The organism is Salmonella sp. SAL03688, from assembly GCF_046551895.1.
Lineage (GTDB): Bacteria > Pseudomonadota > Gammaproteobacteria > Enterobacterales > Enterobacteriaceae > Salmonella > Salmonella enterica.
Genome location: NZ_JBGDVI010000014.1, coordinates 38,155 through 57,327 on the forward strand (window position 1 = coordinate 38,155; position 19,173 = coordinate 57,327).

Annotated in this window: 18 protein-coding genes; 9 read left to right on the forward strand and 9 right to left on the reverse strand. The window is 54.5% G+C overall.

Annotated features, from left to right (window positions below; genetic code table 11):
• The first annotated feature begins 25 nt into the window (after positions 1-25).
• The 4 genes from pyrB to ACLJR2_RS15075 all read left to right on the forward strand — a co-directional run bounded on the left by pyrB (position 26) and on the right by ACLJR2_RS15075 (position 2,419).
• Positions 26-961, forward strand: a complete 936-nt coding sequence (gene pyrB, locus ACLJR2_RS15060) for an aspartate carbamoyltransferase (protein ID WP_000013055.1) — start codon at positions 26-28, stop codon at positions 959-961.
• 12 nt (positions 962-973) lie between these two features.
• Positions 974-1,435 carry an aspartate carbamoyltransferase regulatory subunit gene (gene pyrI / locus ACLJR2_RS15065; RefSeq protein WP_000148570.1) on the forward strand — a complete coding sequence of 154 codons (462 nt, stop codon included), beginning with the start codon at positions 974-976 and terminating at the stop codon, positions 1,433-1,435.
• Between the two features lie 76 nt (positions 1,436-1,511).
• Positions 1,512-1,898: a 2-iminobutanoate/2-iminopropanoate deaminase gene (gene ridA, locus ACLJR2_RS15070; protein ID WP_000047544.1), complete on the forward strand. Its 387-nt coding sequence runs from the start codon at positions 1,512-1,514 to the stop codon at positions 1,896-1,898.
• Between the two features lie 74 nt (positions 1,899-1,972).
• A complete protein-coding gene (locus tag ACLJR2_RS15075; protein WP_000251089.1) occupies positions 1,973-2,419 on the forward strand; it encodes a transposase in 447 nt (148 codons plus the stop codon).
• Between the two features lie 115 nt (positions 2,420-2,534).
• Here the strand turns inward: ACLJR2_RS15075 and mgtA are convergent, their stop codons facing one another.
• Together mgtA and mgtL are read right to left on the reverse strand one after the other, a co-directional pair.
• The gene (mgtA, locus tag ACLJR2_RS15080) at positions 2,535-5,243 is read right to left on the reverse strand and encodes a magnesium-translocating P-type ATPase (protein ID WP_000920866.1); all 2,709 of its coding nucleotides are present in this window, start codon (positions 5,241-5,243) and stop codon (positions 2,535-2,537) included.
• 140 nt (positions 5,244-5,383) lie between these two features.
• Entirely contained in the window at positions 5,384-5,482 is a 99-nt protein-coding gene (mgtL, locus tag ACLJR2_RS15085; RefSeq protein WP_105789234.1) for a mgtA regulatory leader peptide MgtL, read from the reverse strand.
• A 144-nt stretch (positions 5,483-5,626) separates the two neighbouring features.
• Between mgtL and treR the strand changes: the two genes are divergently transcribed.
• The 5 genes from treR (at position 5,627) to nrdG (ending at position 12,965) form a co-directional block, all read left to right on the forward strand.
• Positions 5,627-6,574 (forward strand): trehalose operon repressor TreR, encoded by a 948-nt coding sequence (gene treR / locus ACLJR2_RS15090; protein WP_001181297.1) that lies wholly within the window; start codon positions 5,627-5,629, stop codon positions 6,572-6,574.
• A gap of 137 nt (positions 6,575-6,711) precedes the next feature.
• Positions 6,712-8,130: a PTS trehalose transporter subunit IIBC gene (gene treB, locus ACLJR2_RS15095; protein ID WP_000048846.1), complete on the forward strand. Its 1,419-nt coding sequence runs from the start codon at positions 6,712-6,714 to the stop codon at positions 8,128-8,130.
• A gap of 49 nt (positions 8,131-8,179) precedes the next feature.
• On the forward strand, positions 8,180-9,832 hold the full coding sequence (gene treC / locus ACLJR2_RS15100; RefSeq protein ID WP_000155038.1) for an alpha,alpha-phosphotrehalase: 1,653 nt from the start codon (positions 8,180-8,182) through the stop codon (positions 9,830-9,832).
• Positions 9,833-10,240: 408 nt separating this feature from the next.
• Positions 10,241-12,379, forward strand: coding sequence for an anaerobic ribonucleoside-triphosphate reductase (gene nrdD / locus ACLJR2_RS15105; RefSeq protein ID WP_000187818.1), 2,139 nt, complete (start codon positions 10,241-10,243; stop codon positions 12,377-12,379).
• Positions 12,380-12,500: 121 nt separating this feature from the next.
• Complete coding sequence (gene nrdG, locus ACLJR2_RS15110; RefSeq protein ID WP_001268862.1) at positions 12,501-12,965, forward strand: anaerobic ribonucleoside-triphosphate reductase-activating protein; 465 nt, start codon at positions 12,501-12,503, stop codon at positions 12,963-12,965.
• A gap of 3 nt (positions 12,966-12,968) precedes the next feature.
• Here nrdG and ACLJR2_RS15115 read toward each other — a convergent pair whose 3' ends face one another.
• The 7 genes from ACLJR2_RS15115 to ACLJR2_RS15145 form a co-directional block, all read right to left on the reverse strand.
• Entirely contained in the window at positions 12,969-13,253 is a 285-nt protein-coding gene (locus ACLJR2_RS15115) for a type II toxin-antitoxin system RelE family toxin (protein ID WP_000220581.1), read from the reverse strand.
• Entirely contained in the window at positions 13,243-13,485 is a 243-nt protein-coding gene (locus tag ACLJR2_RS15120) for a type II toxin-antitoxin system RelB/DinJ family antitoxin (RefSeq protein WP_000212724.1), read from the reverse strand. The genes ACLJR2_RS15115 and ACLJR2_RS15120 overlap by 11 nt, the downstream gene beginning before the upstream one ends.
• Positions 13,486-13,562: 77 nt before the next feature.
• Entirely contained in the window at positions 13,563-15,476 is a 1,914-nt protein-coding gene (locus ACLJR2_RS15125) for a BglG family transcription antiterminator (protein ID WP_001212140.1), read from the reverse strand.
• Positions 15,477-15,492: 16 nt separating this feature from the next.
• Positions 15,493-16,233 (reverse strand): 2-dehydro-3-deoxy-phosphogluconate aldolase, encoded by a 741-nt coding sequence (gene dagF / locus ACLJR2_RS15130; RefSeq protein WP_000779255.1) that lies wholly within the window; start codon positions 16,231-16,233, stop codon positions 15,493-15,495.
• Positions 16,230-17,348 carry a DgaE family pyridoxal phosphate-dependent ammonia lyase gene (locus ACLJR2_RS15135; protein ID WP_001139192.1) on the reverse strand — a complete coding sequence of 373 codons (1,119 nt, stop codon included), beginning with the start codon at positions 17,346-17,348 and terminating at the stop codon, positions 16,230-16,232. The genes dagF and ACLJR2_RS15135 overlap by 4 nt, the downstream gene beginning before the upstream one ends.
• Positions 17,332-18,465, reverse strand: coding sequence for an amidohydrolase/deacetylase family metallohydrolase (locus ACLJR2_RS15140; protein WP_000459951.1), 1,134 nt, complete (start codon positions 18,463-18,465; stop codon positions 17,332-17,334). The genes ACLJR2_RS15135 and ACLJR2_RS15140 overlap by 17 nt, the downstream gene beginning before the upstream one ends.
• Before the next feature lie 58 nt (positions 18,466-18,523).
• Positions 18,524-19,168 carry a DUF4310 family protein gene (locus ACLJR2_RS15145; protein ID WP_000392128.1) on the reverse strand — a complete coding sequence of 215 codons (645 nt, stop codon included), beginning with the start codon at positions 19,166-19,168 and terminating at the stop codon, positions 18,524-18,526.
• Positions 19,169-19,173: the final 5 nt, after the last annotated feature.

Consider the following 19,173-nt stretch of genomic DNA (forward strand, 5'->3'; position numbering starts at 1 on the left):
TTTGCCCAGGCGTCAGGAGATAAACATGGCTAACCCGCTATATCAAAAACATATCATTTCCATAAACGACCTCAGCCGCGACGATCTTAATCTGGTACTGGCGACGGCGGCGAAATTAAAAGCCAACCCGCAGCCGGAGCTATTGAAACATAAAGTGATCGCCAGCTGCTTTTTCGAAGCCTCCACGCGTACCCGCCTGTCGTTTGAAACTTCAATGCATCGCCTGGGCGCCAGCGTAGTGGGCTTCTCCGACAGCGCCAACACGTCGCTGGGGAAAAAAGGAGAAACGTTAGCCGACACGATCTCAGTGATTAGCACTTACGTGGACGCGATTGTGATGCGCCATCCGCAAGAAGGCGCGGCACGTCTGGCGACGGAGTTTTCCGGTCAGGTGCCGGTGCTCAATGCGGGCGACGGTTCGAACCAGCATCCGACGCAGACCCTGTTGGATCTGTTCACCATCCAGGAAACGCAGGGCCGTCTGGATAACCTGCATATCGCGATGGTCGGCGATCTGAAATATGGCCGCACCGTGCATTCGCTAACCCAGGCGCTGGCGAAATTTAGCGGCAACCGTTTTTATTTTATCGCGCCGGACGCGCTGGCGATGCCGCAGTACATTCTGGATATGCTGGATGAAAAAGGGATGGCCTGGAGCCTGCATGGTTCTATCGAAGAGGTCATGGCCGACGTCGACATCCTCTATATGACTCGCGTACAGAAAGAGCGTCTCGACCCGTCGGAGTACGCCAATGTGAAGGCGCAGTTTGTTCTGCGCGCCAGCGACCTGAACGGCGCGCGTGAAAATATGAAAGTGCTGCACCCGCTGCCGCGGATTGATGAAATCACCACGGATGTGGATAAAACGCCACACGCCTGGTACTTCCAACAGGCGGGCAACGGTATTTTCGCTCGCCAGGCGTTACTGGCATTGGTACTGAATAGCGAACTGAGTCTGTAAGGGAGAAAAGCGATGACACACGATAACAAACTGCAGGTTGAAGCCATTAAATGCGGCACCGTGATTGACCATATCCCTGCGCAGGTAGGCTTTAAACTGCTGAGTCTGTTTAAATTGACCGAGACCGATCAGCGAATCACTATCGGTCTGAATCTCCCGTCTGGCGAGATGGGGCGTAAAGACTTAATCAAAATCGAAAACACCTTTCTCACCGAAGAGCAGGTTAACCAACTTGCTCTGTACGCGCCGCAGGCCACCGTTAACCGCATCGACAACTACGACGTAGTCGGGAAATCACGCCCCAGCCTGCCAGAGCGTATTAATAATGTGCTGGTTTGCCCGAACAGCAACTGCATCAGCCACGCGGAACCGGTATCCTCCAGCTTTGCAGTGAAAAAACGCGCCAATGATATCGCCCTCAAATGCAAATACTGTGAAAAAGAGTTTTCGCATTATGTGGTGCTGGCTAACTAATTTGGGTTGGTTATGAGATCCCGGCTCCCTATAATGAGCGGGGACATTCTATTACCGCTGTAATTCAGGAGAAATCATGAGCAAAACTATTGCGACGGAAAATGCACCAGCAGCAATCGGCCCATACGTACAGGGCGTTGACCTGGGTAGCATGGTAATCACTTCCGGTCAGATTCCGGTCGATCCGAAAACCGGTGCCGTAGCGGAAGACGTATCCGCTCAGGCACGTCAGTCGCTGGAAAACGTTAAAGCTATCGTGGAAGCCGCTGGCCTGAAAGTAGGCGACATTGTGAAAACGACCGTATTCGTGAAAGACCTGAACGATTTCGCGACCGTCAACGCCACCTACGAAGCCTTCTTCACCGAGCACAACGCCACCTTCCCGGCGCGTTCCTGCGTGGAAGTTGCCCGTCTGCCGAAAGACGTGAAAATTGAGATTGAAGCGATCGCTGTTCGTCGCTAAGCGCCGGACGTCATCCCCGCCGGGCGGCGCAAGTTTGCCCGGTTCGGGGCACCAACAGCCATGGAGAGGCGGCAATGGTAAGAGCGCGTTTTACCGAGGAGCAAATCGCCGATTTTCTGCAACAGTCTAAAAACGGCGTACCGAATAAGGCGTTATGCGAAGAATATGGATTTAGCAACAGCACGCTCCGTCGCTGGCAGGAGAAACATGCTGAAAGCATACGCCAGGAATTAAAACAGATAGAATCTACCGCGAAGATAGTCTTTTTATGCTTCATTGTCGCAGCCATATTGCTTACCCTTATGTTTCCTAAACCCACTGGCGCCTTAGCGATTCCTCCTTACTTAGTTTATTGCATTAGCTATATTCGCCGCTTTCGTCGCATATCCGCAAAACATATCCGGTGGTGGGACATCTCCTCCTCTCGTTCCGGATTGGGGGCAGAGAACACATTTTACAAACTTAGCTGGACATTCCTCTTTTTTATGCCTGCATATAGCATTCTACAGTTGCTTGAATAAGCCCTGAAATTTAAAGATAAAGCCGATCGCGTTAAACTTGTCGAGCTTTACGGGCATCTGGCCTGGTTAGCGATATCGGGGATTAAGCACGCTGGCGAATCCCCGACGAAAGCGTTTACTGCCAGCCATAACGTCGGCTGTAAAACCCTTTCACCAACTGGGTTAACGTCATATAGCCCGCCAGAATGGCAATCAGCCACGGGAAATAGCTTAACGGCAGCGCCTGCAACTGCAGGTAAGACGCCAGCGGCGAAAACGGCAACGAAACTCCCACGACCATCACCAACAACGTCATCGCCATCAGCGGCCAGGCGGCGCGACTTTGAATAAACGGCAGACGACGGGTACGGATCATATGCACAATCAGCGTTTGCGATAGTAATCCCACCACAAACCAGCCGGACTGGAACAAGGTTTGCGTTTCTGGCGTATTCGCATGAAATACCCACCACATCAGACAAAAGGTCAAAATGTCGAAAATCGAGCTGATCGGACCGAAAAAGACCATAAAGCGCCCCAAATCCGCCGGATTCCAGCGCTGCGGCTTTTGAATTTGTTCTTCATCGACATTATCAAACGGAATCGCCACCTGGGATACATCGTACAGCAGGTTTTGAATCAGCAAGTGCAGCGGCAGCATTGGCAGGAACGGCAAAAAGGCGCTCGCTACCAGCACGCTAAACACGTTACCGAAATTTGAGCTGGCCGTCATCTTGATATATTTCAACATATTAGAAAAAGTACGACGACCTTCAATGACGCCTTCTTCCAGCACCATCAGGCTCTTTTCCAGCAGGATAATATCGGCGGCTTCACGGGCGATGTCCACCGCGCCATCTACCGAGATACCAATATCCGCCGCCCGCAGCGCCGGGGCATCGTTAATCCCGTCGCCCATAAAACCGACCACATGCCCCTCGCGTTTGAGCAAAGTGACGATGCGCTCTTTATGCATCGGTGTCAGACGCGCAAACAACGTCGTACGGGCGGCCAGCGCCGCCAGCGCGTCGTCGCTTAACCCTTCAATATCACTGCCAATAACGACATCGCCCGCATCCAGCCCAACCTCATGGCAAACTTTCGCCGCTACCAGCTCGCTGTCGCCGGTGAGAATTTTCACCGTAATTCCGCTCGCCTTCAGCGCTTTCAACGCCGGCGCGGTGGTCTCTTTCGGCGGATCGAGAAAAGCGATATACCCTTCCAGAATGAGGTCAGACTCATCGATACGTTGGTAATCGCCCTCACGCGCAGGCAGGTATTTGGTCGCGACGGCGACCACGCGTAGCCCCTGACGGTTCAGCGTGTCGGTAACGCGTTTCACCCGGCGCAGCATATTGTCGTCCAGCGGCACAATATCGCCGTTGTGGCGCACCTGAGTACACACGTTCAGGATCTCCTGTAACGCGCCTTTGCAGACCAGTTGATGCACGCTCGAATCTTCGGCCACCACCACCGACATCCGGCGACGCTCAAAATCAAACGGAATCTCATCGATTTTCTGCCAGCGTCCGGAGAGCTGACGCGCGGCGGTTTCGTCTACTCCCTCCAGGACTGCCGTATCCAGTAAATTTTTTAGACCGGTCTGATAATGGCTGTTCAGCCAGGCGCAATGCAGTACATGCTCGCTGGGCTTACCAGAGATATCCGTATGATTCTCCAGCACAATTTTGTCCTGCGTCAGTGTGCCGGTTTTATCGGTGCACAGAATATCCATCGCGCCGAAGTTCTGAATTGCATCAAGGTGCTTCACGATAACTTTCTGTTTCGAGAGCTTCACCGCCCCACGCGCGAGGGTAGAGGTGACAATCATCGGCAACATTTCCGGGGTGAGCCCTACCGCGACCGAGAGCGTAAATAGCGCCGCTTCCCACCAGTCACCTTTCGTGTAACCATTAATAATCAGTACTACCGGCGCCATGACCAGCATAAAGCGGATCAGCAACATGCTGACGCGGCTAATTCCTTTCTGGAAAGCGTTCTGCTCGTTATCTTGTTCCGACACGCGCCCCGCCAATTGACCAAACCAGGTGTCGGCGCCGGTCGCCATCACCACGGCCTGCGCCGTTCCGCTCACGACGTTCGTCCCCATAAAGCACAGCGTGTCGCACTCAAGCGGGTTATTTTGCCGGGGCTCACGCGTCGCGGCGACTTTCTCAACCGGCAGAGATTCGCCGGTCAGCGACGCCTGGGCGACAAACAGATCGCGCGCCTGGATAATCCGTAAATCCGCCGGGATCATATCCCCCGCCGCCAGCTTAATAATATCGCCGGGCACCAGTTGATCGATGGGTAACTCCAGCCAGGCGTTTTCGCCATTTTCATTAATAACCCGCAGTACGGTAGCGGTATTGCTCACCATCGCTTTTAGCGCGTCCGCCGCTTTCGTCGAGCGCGCTTCCTGCACAAAATTCAGCAGCGTTGAGATACCGACCATCAGGGCGATAACGCCTGCGGCAAACAGATCCTCCGTGGCATAAGAAATGCCGCCAAGAATCGTGAGTAAGATGTTGAAAGGATTGCGATAACATACCCACAGATGCACCCACCACGGCGAGGGTTTCTGTGCCGGAAGACGGTTTTCGCCATGCTTTTCACGCGCGCGCGTCACTTCGGCGGCGTTTAATCCCTCCGGGTGCGTATCAAAGACGCGCCAGAGAGTCTCCTGCTCCATTGCCGCGACTTTCAGACAGCGCTCGCTCAGCGAAGGCGGGATAGTCGCATTTACCGCGGTCTGCGCGCCGGGCAGCGGATCGCGGTGAACCAGACGATAAGGCAAATGACGATTAAGCCGGGCAAAAAGCTGGCGGGTAATGGTTTTTAGCACAGGTAATCCCTCCGCGCCGAAGTCAGGCGCAGAAAATTCTTCAGGCGCGGCAAAGCCTTGCCCGATGAGCAATGTTTAAATAAAAACAGGGACGTTATTGTGTCACTGTCTTACACACCGGTAAGACAGCAGAGGCAGGCTTACCGGAAAAGGAAAATTCTCCATCGCGGGAGAGGGGTGGGTTCAGGGTCCATGTCGCCTCCGGTAAGTAAATAATTTGCGCCGCGGATTATACGCATAAATCCATAAGTTTTGTGGCAATTATGGCGGTATCATACCGTTACGTAATTAAACCAACGATAAACCAGACTTTGCCCATTGCCCTTCGCTTGAGTAAAGTTACTCTTTTTATCACCATCAGCGTCACGCCACGGGAAAACAGGATGCAAAACCGGCTCACTATCAAAGACATCGCCCGCCTGAGCGGCGTAGGGAAATCAACCGTTTCCCGCGTGCTTAACAATGAAAGCGGCGTAAGCGAACGTACCCGCGAGCGTGTCGAAGCGGTGATGAATCAACACGGTTTCTCCCCGTCCCGCTCCGCCCGTGCGATGCGGGGACAAAGCGATAAAGTGGTCGCTATTATCGTCACTCGCCTTGATTCGTTGTCTGAAAACCTCGCGGTTCAGACCATGCTGCCTGCGTTTTACGAACAGGGCTACGACCCTATTATGATGGAAAGTCAGTTCTCGCCGACGCTGGTAATGGAACATCTGGGCATGCTCAGACGACGTAACATTGATGGCGTGGTGCTGTTTGGCTTTACCGGCATCACAGAAGAGCTGATCGCCCCCTGGAAAGCCTCGCTGGTGCTGCTGGCAAGAGATGCGCAAGGTTTTGCCTCCGTCTGTTACGACGACGAGGGCGCGATTCATATCCTTATGCAGCGGCTGTATGAGCAGGGACACCGCAACATTAGCTTTCTGGGCGTTCCCCATAGCGATATTACCACCGGCAAACGTCGGCATGACGCATACCTGGCGTTTTGCAAAAAACATAAACTTCATCCCGTCGCCGCCCTGCCCGGTCTTGCCATGAAGCAGGGTTATGAGCATACGGCAAGCGTCATCATGCCGGATACCACCGCGTTAGTCTGCGCCACCGATACGCTGGCGTTGGGCGCCAGTAAGTATTTACAGGAGCAACGTATTGAGACGCTGCAACTGGCAAGCGTCGGGAACACGCCGCTGATAAAATTCCTGCACCCGGAGATCGTCACTGTCGATCCTGGCTATGCTGAAGCCGGACGACAGGCGGCTTCGCAGCTGATCGAACAGATCAATGGCCGCTGCGATCCGCGCCGGATCGTCATTCCTTCTACCCTCGCCTGAGTGACTGATTAAACGGAATACCACGAGTAATTTGTGATCGTCGCTGCGTTTCGGGAACGTTCCCATTTTTAAACCAACGTTGAAGAGATACTCTTGCGCCAACCCATAACATACCTCCTCTGCCATGAGGCTTTACGATGAGCAAAGTAAAACAAGCCGATATCGACCGGCTGGTTGACCTGGTCGGCGGGCGCGACAACATCGCCACGGTGAGCCACTGCATTACTCGCCTGCGCTTTGTGCTCCACCAGCCCGCGAACGCCAGGCCAAAAGAGATCGAACAATTACCGATGGTTAAAGGCTGTTTCACCAACGCCGGGCAGTTTCAGGTGGTGATCGGCACCGAAGTCGGCGATTACTATAACGCGCTGCTGGAGACCACCGGCAAAGCGTATGCCGATAAAGAGCAGGCCAAAAAAGCCGCTCGCCAGAACATGAAGTGGCATGAGCAGTTAATTTCCCACTTTGCGGAGATCTTCTTTCCGCTACTACCGGCGTTGATCAGCGGCGGTTTGATCTTAGGCTTTCGTAACGTGATCGGCGATGTGCCGATGAGCAACGGCCAAACGCTGGCGCAGATGCATCCAGCGCTAAAAACGCTTTATGATTTTTTATGGTTGATCGGCGAAGCGATCTTTTTCTATCTGCCGGTGGGGATCTGCTGGTCGGCGGTGAAAAAAATGGGCGGCACGCCGATTCTTGGTATCGTGCTCGGCGTGACGCTGGTGTCGCCGCAGTTGATGAATGCGTATCTGCTGGGCCAGCAAACGCCGGACGTCTGGAACTTCGGCTTATTTAGCATTGAGAAAGTGGGCTACCAGGCGCAGGTTATCCCGGCGTTACTGGCAGGGCTGGCGCTTGGGTTTATTGAAACGCGGTTGAAACGCATCGTGCCGGATTATCTCTACCTGGTCGTCGTCCCGGTGTGTTCGTTGATACTGGCCGTCTTTCTCGCCCACACCTTTATCGGCCCCTTTGGTCGTATGATCGGCGACGGCGTGGCCTTTGCGGTACGTTATCTGATGACCGGCAGTTTCGCCCCGATAGGCGCGGCGCTGTTCGGCTTCCTGTATGCCCCGTTGGTCATTACCGGCGTCCACCAGACAACGCTCGCTATCGATATGCAGATGATCCAGAGCATGGGCGGTACGCCAGTCTGGCCGCTGATTGCGCTGTCGAATATCGCGCAGGCCTCCGCCGTGGTGGGCATCATCATCTCCAGCCGTAAACACAATGAACGCGAGATCTCCGTTCCTGCCGCCATTTCCGCTTACCTTGGGGTAACCGAACCGGCGATGTACGGTATCAACCTGAAGTATCGTTTTCCGATGCTGTGCGCGATGATCGGATCTGGTCTGGCGGGACTGCTCTGCGGTCTGAACGGCGTCATCGCCAACGGTATCGGCGTGGGCGGCCTGCCGGGCATCCTGTCTATACCGCCGCGCTACTGGCAGGTGTACGGCATGGCGATGGTTATCGCGATCGTTATCCCGGTGATTCTGACCACCTTTATCTATCAGCGTAAGCATCGTCAGGGCACATTACAAATTGTCTAATTCTTCTTCGGGGCGCAGTTGCGTCCCAACGCACTTGCAGGAAACAACAATGACTATTCCCCTCTGGTGGCAAAACGGCGTTATCTATCAGATCTACCCGAAAAGTTTTCAGGACACGACCGGCAGCGGCACCGGCGATTTACGCGGCGTCACGCAGCACCTTGACTATCTACAGCGACTCGGCGTAGATGCCATCTGGCTCACGCCGTTTTATATCTCGCCACAGGTGGATAACGGTTATGACGTCGCAAATTATACGGCTATCGACCCGACCTACGGCACGCTGGATGATTTTGACGAGCTGGTCGCGCAGGCGAAAGCACGCGGTATTCGCATCATCCTGGATATGGTGTTTAACCATACTTCTACCCAGCACGCCTGGTTTCGCGAAGCGCTAAACAAAGAGAGCCCATACCGTCAGTTTTATATCTGGCGCGATGGCACGCCGGATGTCTGCCCGAATAACTGGCAATCCAAATTTGGCGGCAGCGCCTGGCGCTGGCATAGCCAGAGCGAACAATATTATTTACACCTTTTCGCGCCTGAACAGGCCGACCTGAACTGGGAAAACCCCGCCGTGCGCGCCGAGCTGAAAAAGGTCTGCGAATTCTGGGCCGATCGCGGCGTGGATGGCCTGCGTCTGGACGTGGTGAACCTGATCGCCAAAGATCAGGATTTTCCTGACGATCCGACGGGCGACGGACGCCGCTTTTATACCGACGGACCTCGCGCGCATACGTTTTTACGCGAAATGAACCGTGACGTTTTTACGCCGCGTAATCTGATGACGGTAGGCGAAATGTCCTCTACCACGCTGGAAAACTGCCAGCAATATGCCGCGCTTAGCGGCGACGAACTCTCAATGACCTTCAATTTTCATCATCTGAAGGTGGATTACCCCAATGGCGAAAAGTGGACGCTGGCAAAACCTGATTATGTGGCGCTGAAAGCGCTGTTCCGCCACTGGCAACAGGGGATGCATAACGTCGCCTGGAACGCGTTATTCTGGTGTAATCACGATCAGCCGCGCATCGTTTCCCGCTTTGGCGACGAGGGTGAATACCGGGTTCCAGCCGCGAAAATGCTGGCGATGGCGCTGCACGGTATGCAAGGGACGCCTTATATCTATCAGGGCGAAGAAATCGGCATGACCAACCCACACTTTACCCGCATCACCGATTATCGCGACGTGGAAAGTCATAATATGTTTGCCGCGCTACGCGCCGCCGGGCGCGACCCCGACGAACTGCTGGCTATTCTGGCCAGTAAATCCCGCGACAACAGCCGCACGCCGATGCAGTGGGACAACGGTAAAAACGCCGGTTTCACCCAGGGCGAGCCGTGGATAAGCCTGTGCGATAACTATACGGAGGTTAACGTCGCGGCAGCATTACGCGATGAAAACTCGGTGTTTTACACCTATCAAAAGCTGATTGCGCTACGTAAAACCCAGCCTGTACTGATCTGGGGCGATTATCAGGATCTCCTCCCGGATAGCCCATCAGTATGGTGTTATCGCCGCCAGTGGCAGGGGCAAGCCCTGCTGGTTGTCGCCAATCTGAGCGACCAGTGCCAGGAGTGGCATCCGCCGCATATCAAAGGACAGTGGCAGGCGCTACTGCATAATTATGGCGAGGTCGCCAGCCAGCCAGCGGCGATGACGCTCCGCCCATTTGAAGCCATCTGGTGGTTACAACGCTAACGCGACGTCCTTATACGGATAAACGCCACAAACCTATTGACACGGGCTGTGGCGTTGCTCCAGGTTACTGACTGTTTTTGTTGAATAATTAATCAGATTTTTCTTGCTATCTTTTACAAACGCTACAGCGCCCGCCATCTGTACGCTCTGATTTTTACCTTGTTCTACATCAATAAAATTGCAAACATCCTTGATGCAAATCACTACATATAGACTTTAAAATGCACGCCGACCCAATATGTTGTATTAATTGACTACAATTGCTACAACACCTGTTCACTCGACACAAGGTGAATTGTGGATAACCTGGGTCAGGATTGCGGGAAGTCGTTGGAAAAGAGATGAATAAACCTGTTATGGCTTCCCCGGCCTCTGTGGATAACCTGTTCTTACAAATATGGAGTGATCATGACACCGCATGTGATGAAACGAGATGGCTGTAAAGTGCCATTCAAATCAGAGCGCATTAAGGAAGCCATTCTACGTGCAGCTAAAGCAGCGGGAGTCGATGACGCAGATTACTGTGCCACCGTCGCAGAAGTCGTTAGCAGCCAAATGAACGCACGCAGTCAGGTGGATATTAACGAGATCCAAACTGCGGTTGAAAACCAACTGATGTCCGGCCCGTACAAACAGCTTGCCCGCGCCTACATCGAATACCGTCACGATCGCGACATTCAGCGTGAAAAGCGTGGTCGTCTGAACCAGGAAATTCGCGGCCTGGTAGAGCAAACTAACTCCGCGTTGCTCAATGAAAACGCCAACAAAGACAGTAAAGTCATTCCCACCCAGCGCGATTTGCTGGCCGGGATTGTCGCCAAACACTATGCCCGCCAGCACCTGTTGCCGCGTGACGTAGTACAAGCGCATGAGCGCGGCGATATCCACTATCACGATCTCGACTATTCGCCGTTCTTCCCGATGTTCAACTGTATGCTGATCGACCTGAAAGGCATGTTGACCCAGGGCTTTAAGATGGGTAACGCCGAGATCGAACCGCCAAAATCTATCTCTACCGCCACTGCCGTTACCGCGCAGATTATCGCGCAGGTCGCCAGCCATATTTATGGCGGCACCACCATTAACCGTATCGACGAAGTGCTGGCGCCGTTTGTCACCGAAAGCTATAACAAGCACCGCAAAACCGCCGATGAGTGGCAGATCCCGGATGCCGAAGGGTATGCGCGTTCTCGCACCGAAAAAGAGTGCTACGACGCCTTCCAGTCGCTGGAGTACGAAGTTAACACGCTGCACACCGCTAACGGCCAGACGCCTTTCGTGACCTTTGGTTTTGGCCTCGGCACCAGTTGGGAGTCGCGTCTGATTCAGGCGTCTATTTTGCGTAACCGTATCGCCGGTCTGGGTAAAAATCGCAAAACCGCCGTGTTCCCGAAACTGGTCTTCGCTATCCGCGATGGTTTGAACCACAAGTTTGGCGATCCGAACTACGACATTAAACAACTGGCGCTGGAGTGCGCGAGCAAGCGCATGTATCCGGACATCCTCAACTACGATCAGGTGGTCAAAGTCACCGGTTCGTTCAAAACGCCAATGGGCTGCCGCAGCTTCCTCGGCGTGTGGGAGAACGAAAACGGCGAGCAGATCCACGACGGGCGTAACAACCTGGGCGTGATTAGCCTTAACCTGCCGCGCATCGCGCTGGAAGCAAAAGGCGACGAAACCGCATTCTGGAAACTGCTGGATGAACGTCTGGCGCTGGCGCGGAAGGCGCTGATGACCCGTATCGCCCGCCTTGAAGGCGTGAAAGCCCGCGTCGCGCCTATCCTGTATATGGAAGGCGCCTGCGGCGTGCGGCTGAAAGCGGACGACGACGTGTCTGAAATCTTTAAAAATGGTCGTGCGTCCATCTCTCTGGGCTACATTGGTATCCATGAAACCATTAACGCGCTGTTCGGCGGCGAACACCTGTACGACAGCGAGCAGCTTCGCGCTAAAGGCATTGCAATTGTGGAGCGTCTGCGCCAGGCCGTGGATCAGTGGAAAGACGAGACCGGCTACGGCTTTAGCCTGTACAGCACGCCAAGTGAAAACCTCTGTGACCGCTTCTGCCGTCTGGATACCGCCGAGTTCGGCGTGGTGCCGGGCGTAACCGATAAAGGTTACTACACCAACAGCTTCCACCTCGACGTGGAGAAGAAGGTTAACCCGTACGACAAAATCGATTTCGAAGCGCCGTATCCGCCGCTGGCGAACGGGGGTTTCATTTGCTACGGCGAATACCCGAACATTCAGCACAACCTGAAAGCGCTGGAAGATGTCTGGGATTACAGCTATCAGCATGTACCGTATTACGGCACCAACACGCCGATCGATGAATGCTACGAGTGCGGCTTTACCGGCGAGTTCGAATGTACCAGTAAAGGTTTCACCTGCCCGAAATGCGGCAACCACGATGCCGCGCGCGTCTCGGTTACCCGTCGCGTGTGCGGTTATTTAGGCAGCCCGGACGCGCGTCCGTTTAACGCCGGCAAGCAGGAAGAAGTGAAGCGCCGCGTGAAGCATTTAGGCAACGGGCAGATAGGTTAATCCTCCGTTTGCAAAGACCGTAGGCCTGATAAGACGCAATCGCGTCGTCATCAGGCATCACAATGTTGCCGGATGCGGTGCAAGCACCTTATCCGGCCTACATGCTTTCTGGACACCCGCTATGCGCTACCACCAATACTACCCCGTAGACATCGTGAACGGCCCCGGTACCCGCTGCACCCTGTTTGTGTCAGGGTGCGTGCATGAATGCCCTGGCTGCTACAACAAAAGCACCTGGCGGCTCAATTCCGGCCAGCCGTTTACCAAAGAGATGGAAGATAAGATCATTGCCGATCTGAACGACACGCGCATTCACCGTCAGGGGATCTCGCTGTCGGGCGGCGATCCGCTGCATCCGCAAAACGTACCGGATATCCTGGCACTGGTACAACGCATCCGCTCAGAGTGCCCGGGGAAAGATATCTGGGTGTGGACCGGCTACAAGCTCGATGAACTCAACGCCGCGCAAATGCAGGTAGTCGATCTCATCAACGTGCTGGTCGATGGCAAATTTGTGCAGGATCTGAAAGACCCGGCGCTTATCTGGCGCGGTAGCAGCAACCAGGTAGTGCATCATTTGCGTTGATCGCTAAAGCCGTTTGTTTGCATCGTGATAGACGGCTGAATGTTCTCGCTTGCCGACCGCAACAACAAACACAATCACAACTTCATCCCGAACCTGGTACACCAGGCGATAACCGGACGATTTAAGCTTAATTTTATAGCAGTCAGGAAGACCGTTTAAACGGGCAGAGTCGATTCTGGGGTTCAATAGCACATCAGCCAACTTTTTCTTAAGCTGAGCCTTCACCGTATCGCCCAGCTTATGCCACTCTTTTAAGGCCCTCGGGTCGAATTCCAGTTCATAAGTCATCCAGACTAACCTTGATTCCCTTTTGCGGACTAGACAGCCTCTCCCGAACTGTCTGAATCAATGCATCTTCACTGTCGCTAAGAGTGACGGTTTTCACTGGCATGCGCCCCGTTTCCGCGACGTACTGGAACAGTAATCGCACGGCTTCCGTTGGAGTAATGTTCAGTTTTTCCAGCACGGCATAAGCCTCATTTTTGAGTTTGTCATCCAGACGGACGTTCAGCGTGGCCATTATGCCTCCAGTAAAATCGAATGTGTAATGCAGTTTAGCATTACATTCGCATTACATCGAATTCTGGATAACGCCTCTCAAAAACGACTTACGCACTCCATCGCGACCGTTTTAAATTGCGTAAAATTCTGACATGCGCAGAGGCGCGTCATGGCGCGTTCGCGCAGGAAAGTGACGAAAATATCGTAGATGGCCATCGCCTCTTCATATTCACTTTTGCTGATGGCGAGTAAAAAAATAACGTGCGCCGTTTCGTCACCCCAGGCAATCCCCTGCGGCGCGAGCACCGTATAAACCACCGTTTTCTTCGCCAGCAGCCCCAGCGCGTGTGGCAAGGCAATCCCGTCGCCTAATAACGTACTGACGATAGCTTCACGTTCAATAACCGAATCGAGAAACGCCGCATCAACAAAGCCTTCCTCGTGCAACTGATCGCACAGCGTTTTAAACAGCGTCTGTTGATCTATTTCCCCTTCCACAATGCGAAAATGCGAGGCATCGAAATATTTATCCAGCATCCACGGACGGGTTCTGTCCACCAGCACCAGCTTACCGATCTGCTCCAATTGATAGTCGGTAGGAAAGGGCGCGATCATGATGACCGGCTTATCTTTTTCGCCGATCCGCGCTGTGGAAATCACAAAATCCTCCACAATACTGTCCCGCGCCTCATAGTCGCGTAGCGTCAGAGTGCGGGCAATCTCAATCTGCGGGTATTTCCGCGCCAGTACCGCTTCAATCATCCGCACCATCGCATTACCAGCATCGCACACCAGCAGTACCTGCGGCTGCCGCTGGTAGCCAATGTTGTAACTACGTTCCAGCCCAACGCCAATATGCAGCACCAGAAAACCGATTTCGTTTTCGCTAATGGTATACGGCGTGTATTTTCCCCAACTCGATATCGCCGCCAACGTCATATCCCATGCCATCGGATAGTGCTGCTTAATATTTTCCAGTAGTGGGTTGGGGATCATGATCTGGTAGCGCACGCGGGTGATCATCGTTTTGATGTGGGTCAGCAAGTCCGCGTGAAGCTGTTTATCATTCAACAGGTTATAGTTGTACTGGGTATTAATAAAATCGAGGATATAGCGCACCAGCGCCTCTTCATCATCGGCATTAATGGCGCTGGGGGCAATCTCCTGTACCTGGCGGGCGGCAATATGCACCTTCAGCCAGCTTACTTCCGGCTCCGACAGCGGCTTGTCGGCCAGCTGTTGTAGTAGCTCCGCAATCTCATGCGCCGCATGGCGCACTTTTTCATCGACCTCCTCTGCCACGCATTCCGATAACGGATACCCCTCGCGAATACGCCGTACCGCCACCGCGCAGTACAAACGCAGAAACAGCTCGCCCTCATCGGTCAGGCGGATTTGACAATGAGAGAAAATATCCGGCAAAAGAGACTGCAGCCGTTGAGACACCTCGGTGTTCAGCGTGGTACTAACAATTAACGGATGGGAGGGCTCCTGCTGCGCCAGCGTCCATAAAAGGTCGGTCAGACAGGCGCGAATCGCCATCTCTCCGCCAAACAATTTCATGCCATGACGCGGACGCGTTTCCAGCGTCAGATGATAACGCTGCAAATGCTCGCGCACGTCCGCCATATCGTTCTGCAACGTCGCACGGCTGACAAACCATTCATCTGCTAAATCCTCCAGCTTCAGCGAGAAGGCGGAGGTTAAAAAACGCGCCAGCAAATAGTGTATCCGCTCCTGGCTGGTGCGCGGACCGCGCGCCAGGGCGGGAGATTGCTGCGTTTGCAGGGATTGATAACGTGCCGGATCATCAATTTTGAGCTGATACCCGTTGCCGCGGCTGAGAGTAAATTGCGCGCCATGCGGCGTCAGCAACATGTTCAGCGCGGCGATATCCGCCCGAACGGTACGCGTGGAGACCGACAACCGCTGCGCCAGCTCGTCCTGCGGCAGCGTCTCGTTTTGCAGCATCGCAAATAGCTGCGCTAAACGTTGGTTGGGGAATCGCACGTCTCTCTCCTCATGATTAGCCGACACGCGACCGGACGATAGCGAGTAACTGACGCACATCGTCCGCACGGGTGTTGCCACTCACCTTATCAATAATCGAACTATAAATGTGAGGAATGATTTTGCTTACACCTGCATCAAGGGCGATGTGCAGAATCTCGGCGAAGTTTTCCAGATCGATACCGCCCGTCGGTTCCAGCCAGAAATCATGGCGGGCGCAGGCCTCAGCTACCGCTTTATACTCGTCGCGACAGGTGAGCCCTCCCATCGGAAAGTATTTAACGGAGCTGCCGCCCATGTCTTTGAGTAGCGCAATCGCCGTTTCTATGGATACGATGCCGTCCGGCGCGCGGCTGCTTAGCGGGCCGGTGGAAATTTTCACCAGTCCCGGCGTGCCGGTCGGCGAGACAAGACCGTTCACCACCGTCTCATTTTGCCCCAGCAGCGCCCGGCTGGCCCCTACGCCGGTAAACACCTGGTTGACATGCTGCGGCTGTACCTGACGCGAGATTTCGCTCACCATCGCCGACTGGTTAGGATCGCCTGCCCCCAGTCCGACGGAGAGCGCATTGTCGATAAGCGCCGCATATTCACGCATATCCGCGACTGCGCTTGCCACATCCGGATAGTTTTTGGAGAGCACGCCAACCAGCACATGACCTTCCGCCGCCGCGTAGATTTCGCGGGCGTTATCTTTCGAACCGGCCAGTACGTTCAGGCAAACGCGATCGCGGTAAAAGTTAGGGGTCAGTTTCATGCTTTTTTCTCCTGATTAATCACCTCGCCAATACGACGCGCCACAATCGCTAACTGCGCGCGATCGACGCTGCGGACATCCGCTTCAATAATCCCTTCGTTGGCTTTGTATTCGCGAAAGTAAATCGCGTATTCCCCTTGCTTCAGCGCGTCGACCAGGTCGCCTGTGGCGATGCCGGTAACGGCTTCATCAAACTTAATTTCCGTGCGCGCGATGTCGCGTCCGGCGCTGTCCCACACCGCACGGGCGCTGACGCCGTTAAACGTGTTCAACGTGTCGATAAAGGGCGCCATTTTTTCTACCATCTCCGCGCCGCTCTCTTTTTGCGCCCGCAGGTACAATTCAATGGCGCAGGTCAGGCCAACAATTCCCTCTTTGCCGACCTTCATCGCCCGGCCAATGCCCGCTGACTGACGTTTTACCCACTCAACATACTGCGTTTTGCCAATCACCAGCCCGCTGGTCGGCCCTTCAATCGCTTTCGCGCCGCTATAGATAACGAGATCTGCGCCCACGCGGTAGTAGCACTGCAAATCTTCTTCCGCCGCCGCGTCCACAATCAGCGGGAGATTATGCGTGCGCGCCACCACCGCAGCCTGCTCCACGCTGAGCATACTTTTCTGCACGCAGTGGTGAGATTTGATATAGAGAATAGCCGCCGTGCGCGGCGTAATGGCCGCCGCCAACTGCGCGGCGGAACATTCGTTGGCGTAACCGGCTTCCACCAGTTTGCCGCCGCCCAGCGCCACCATCGTTCCCACCGGCGCGCCAAAGTTGACGTTGTGGCCCTTTGGCAGGACGATTTCGTTATTTTCAATCGGTGTAACGTGCAGGTTTTCCAGCAGCCAGTCGCTGTCCTGAACCAGTACCGCGGCAACCGACTGGGCAAGGCCCGCACTGGCGCAGGAGACTACCGTCGCCCCTTCCACCTCCAGCAATTTCGCAATGTACTCGCCGGTTTTATTCACCAGATCTTTCATCTCGAAATACTGATTCATTCCGGCCATCGCCGCGTCTACCACTTCCGGGCGCGGCGTAGAAACGCCGAGCGCCGTCATACGTCCGGAGGCGTTAATCACCTGTTTTAATTGATACTTCTCAAAAATCGAAGGCATGTTCCGCGCTCCCTTGTTCGGTCATATAGCCCTTGCCTGCGCGTATCGCGGCAAGCGGCGTCAGCAATTCTTCAGCCTGTAAGCTGTCGTTTTCCGCGTCTACCAACACGGTGGGCTGGCGTTTAAGCGTAAAGAGGGTCAGGTCAGCATCCAGACCAGGCTGAAGACGACCTTTGGTTTTCAGATTCAGGCTATCGGCGGCATTGGCCGTCACGCACGCAATGACCTGCGGCAGCGACATGCCGATGGCGAGGAATTTCGACATCACATTAGCCAGCGAATGCACCGGGCCATTGATGCGGTTACGGCAGTAGATATCGGAACTGATGGTATGCGGTAAAATCCCCAGGCTAATAGCGCGTTTCGCCACCGCAAAGCTCAGGCTGGCGGTACCATGTCCGACGTCCAGACGCACGCCGCGCGCCAGCGCTCGTGTCACCGAGGCGCGCAGCTCGCCTTCCGGCGTCAGAATACGGTTCGGCTTACCGTTGTAACAGTGGGTAATGATATCGCCCGCCGTCAGACGCTCCGCGATTTCGTCCAGATCCGGCGGGTTATTGCCAATATGCACCATCAGCGGCAGGTTGCCGTTTTCTTGCTGCATGGCTTTAGCGTGTTCCAGCGGCGTGATGCCGTTAACGCCTACCACGCTGCTGCTCATCCGCGCCTTGAGGCCGACAATAAAATCCGGGTGGCGTTTTACCGCCTGCCGGACCGCATCGGCGTCAATATTGGCCATGTTAGCCAGCTCGTTTTGGGCAATAAGCCCAACGCGTGAAATATTTAATAGCGCATAAACGTCGGTGGCCGCATCACGGGTCAGGGTGTAAAAATCATCAATATCATCTGCGCCAGTGCTGCCTGCATCCACCACTGTGGTAACACCAGTGGCAATACCCACGCTGTCCGGTTCGTCGTGGTAAATCGGCGATTTTGGGTAGCAGTGAACGTGAGAATCAATCCAACCCGCACTAACGTAACACTCGCCGCGCAGGTCAATGGTTTTCACCGCCGGACCATCAACGTCACCCAACGCCGCGATTTTGCCATCTTGCAGGGCAATATTAGTCAGCGTGTCATCGACCAGACGCGCATGGCGCAGGAGTAAATCAAACATCGCTCTCTCCTTTGCCGGATGGCGGCGCAACCGCCTTATCCGGCCTACAAATCAACAGTTAGCTAATCGCAACCGGGAAGATGGAACCGAGGATCATCGCGCCTAAAATCGCGCCGCCGGTAATCGGCTTCTGCCAGATATAAAACAGCAGCGCGCCCACCAGAGAGCCCAGACCAATGGGAATCGATGCCGTCATGGCGCTGAGGATAATCAACGGCCCCAGAAAACGGCCTGAAGTGTTACCGGCCCCCATCATGACGTCCGCCCCGTACGTGGAGTCGCTCTGATTGATGGTGAACTTACGCGCCAGAATAATGATGTAGCCAATCGCCAGGCCAATCACCAGACCGGTTATCAGCGAAGCGATAAAGTTCGCCACCGGGAAGACAAAGCCGGCTCCCAGCAGTAACGCCGGAACCCCTAAGCCCACGCCGGTCTGAATTGCCCCGCCGATATCCAGAATTCCGACCAGCGAACCTTCGATAATGCGGGCAAATAAAAAGCTGGCGCCGAAAGCGGCGACCGCGCCGTAGACGCCGGTATCCATCCCCGCTTTCAACATCGCCACAAAAGCGACTTCGTTAAATGCGCCGATACCGTACAGATAGTACATATGCGTCCCGGCGAAAACGCCGGAGGAGAGCAGGCCAACAAAGATCGGGAACGACCAGTCGGCATACCAAAAACCTTTATTCTCTTCCATTGTGG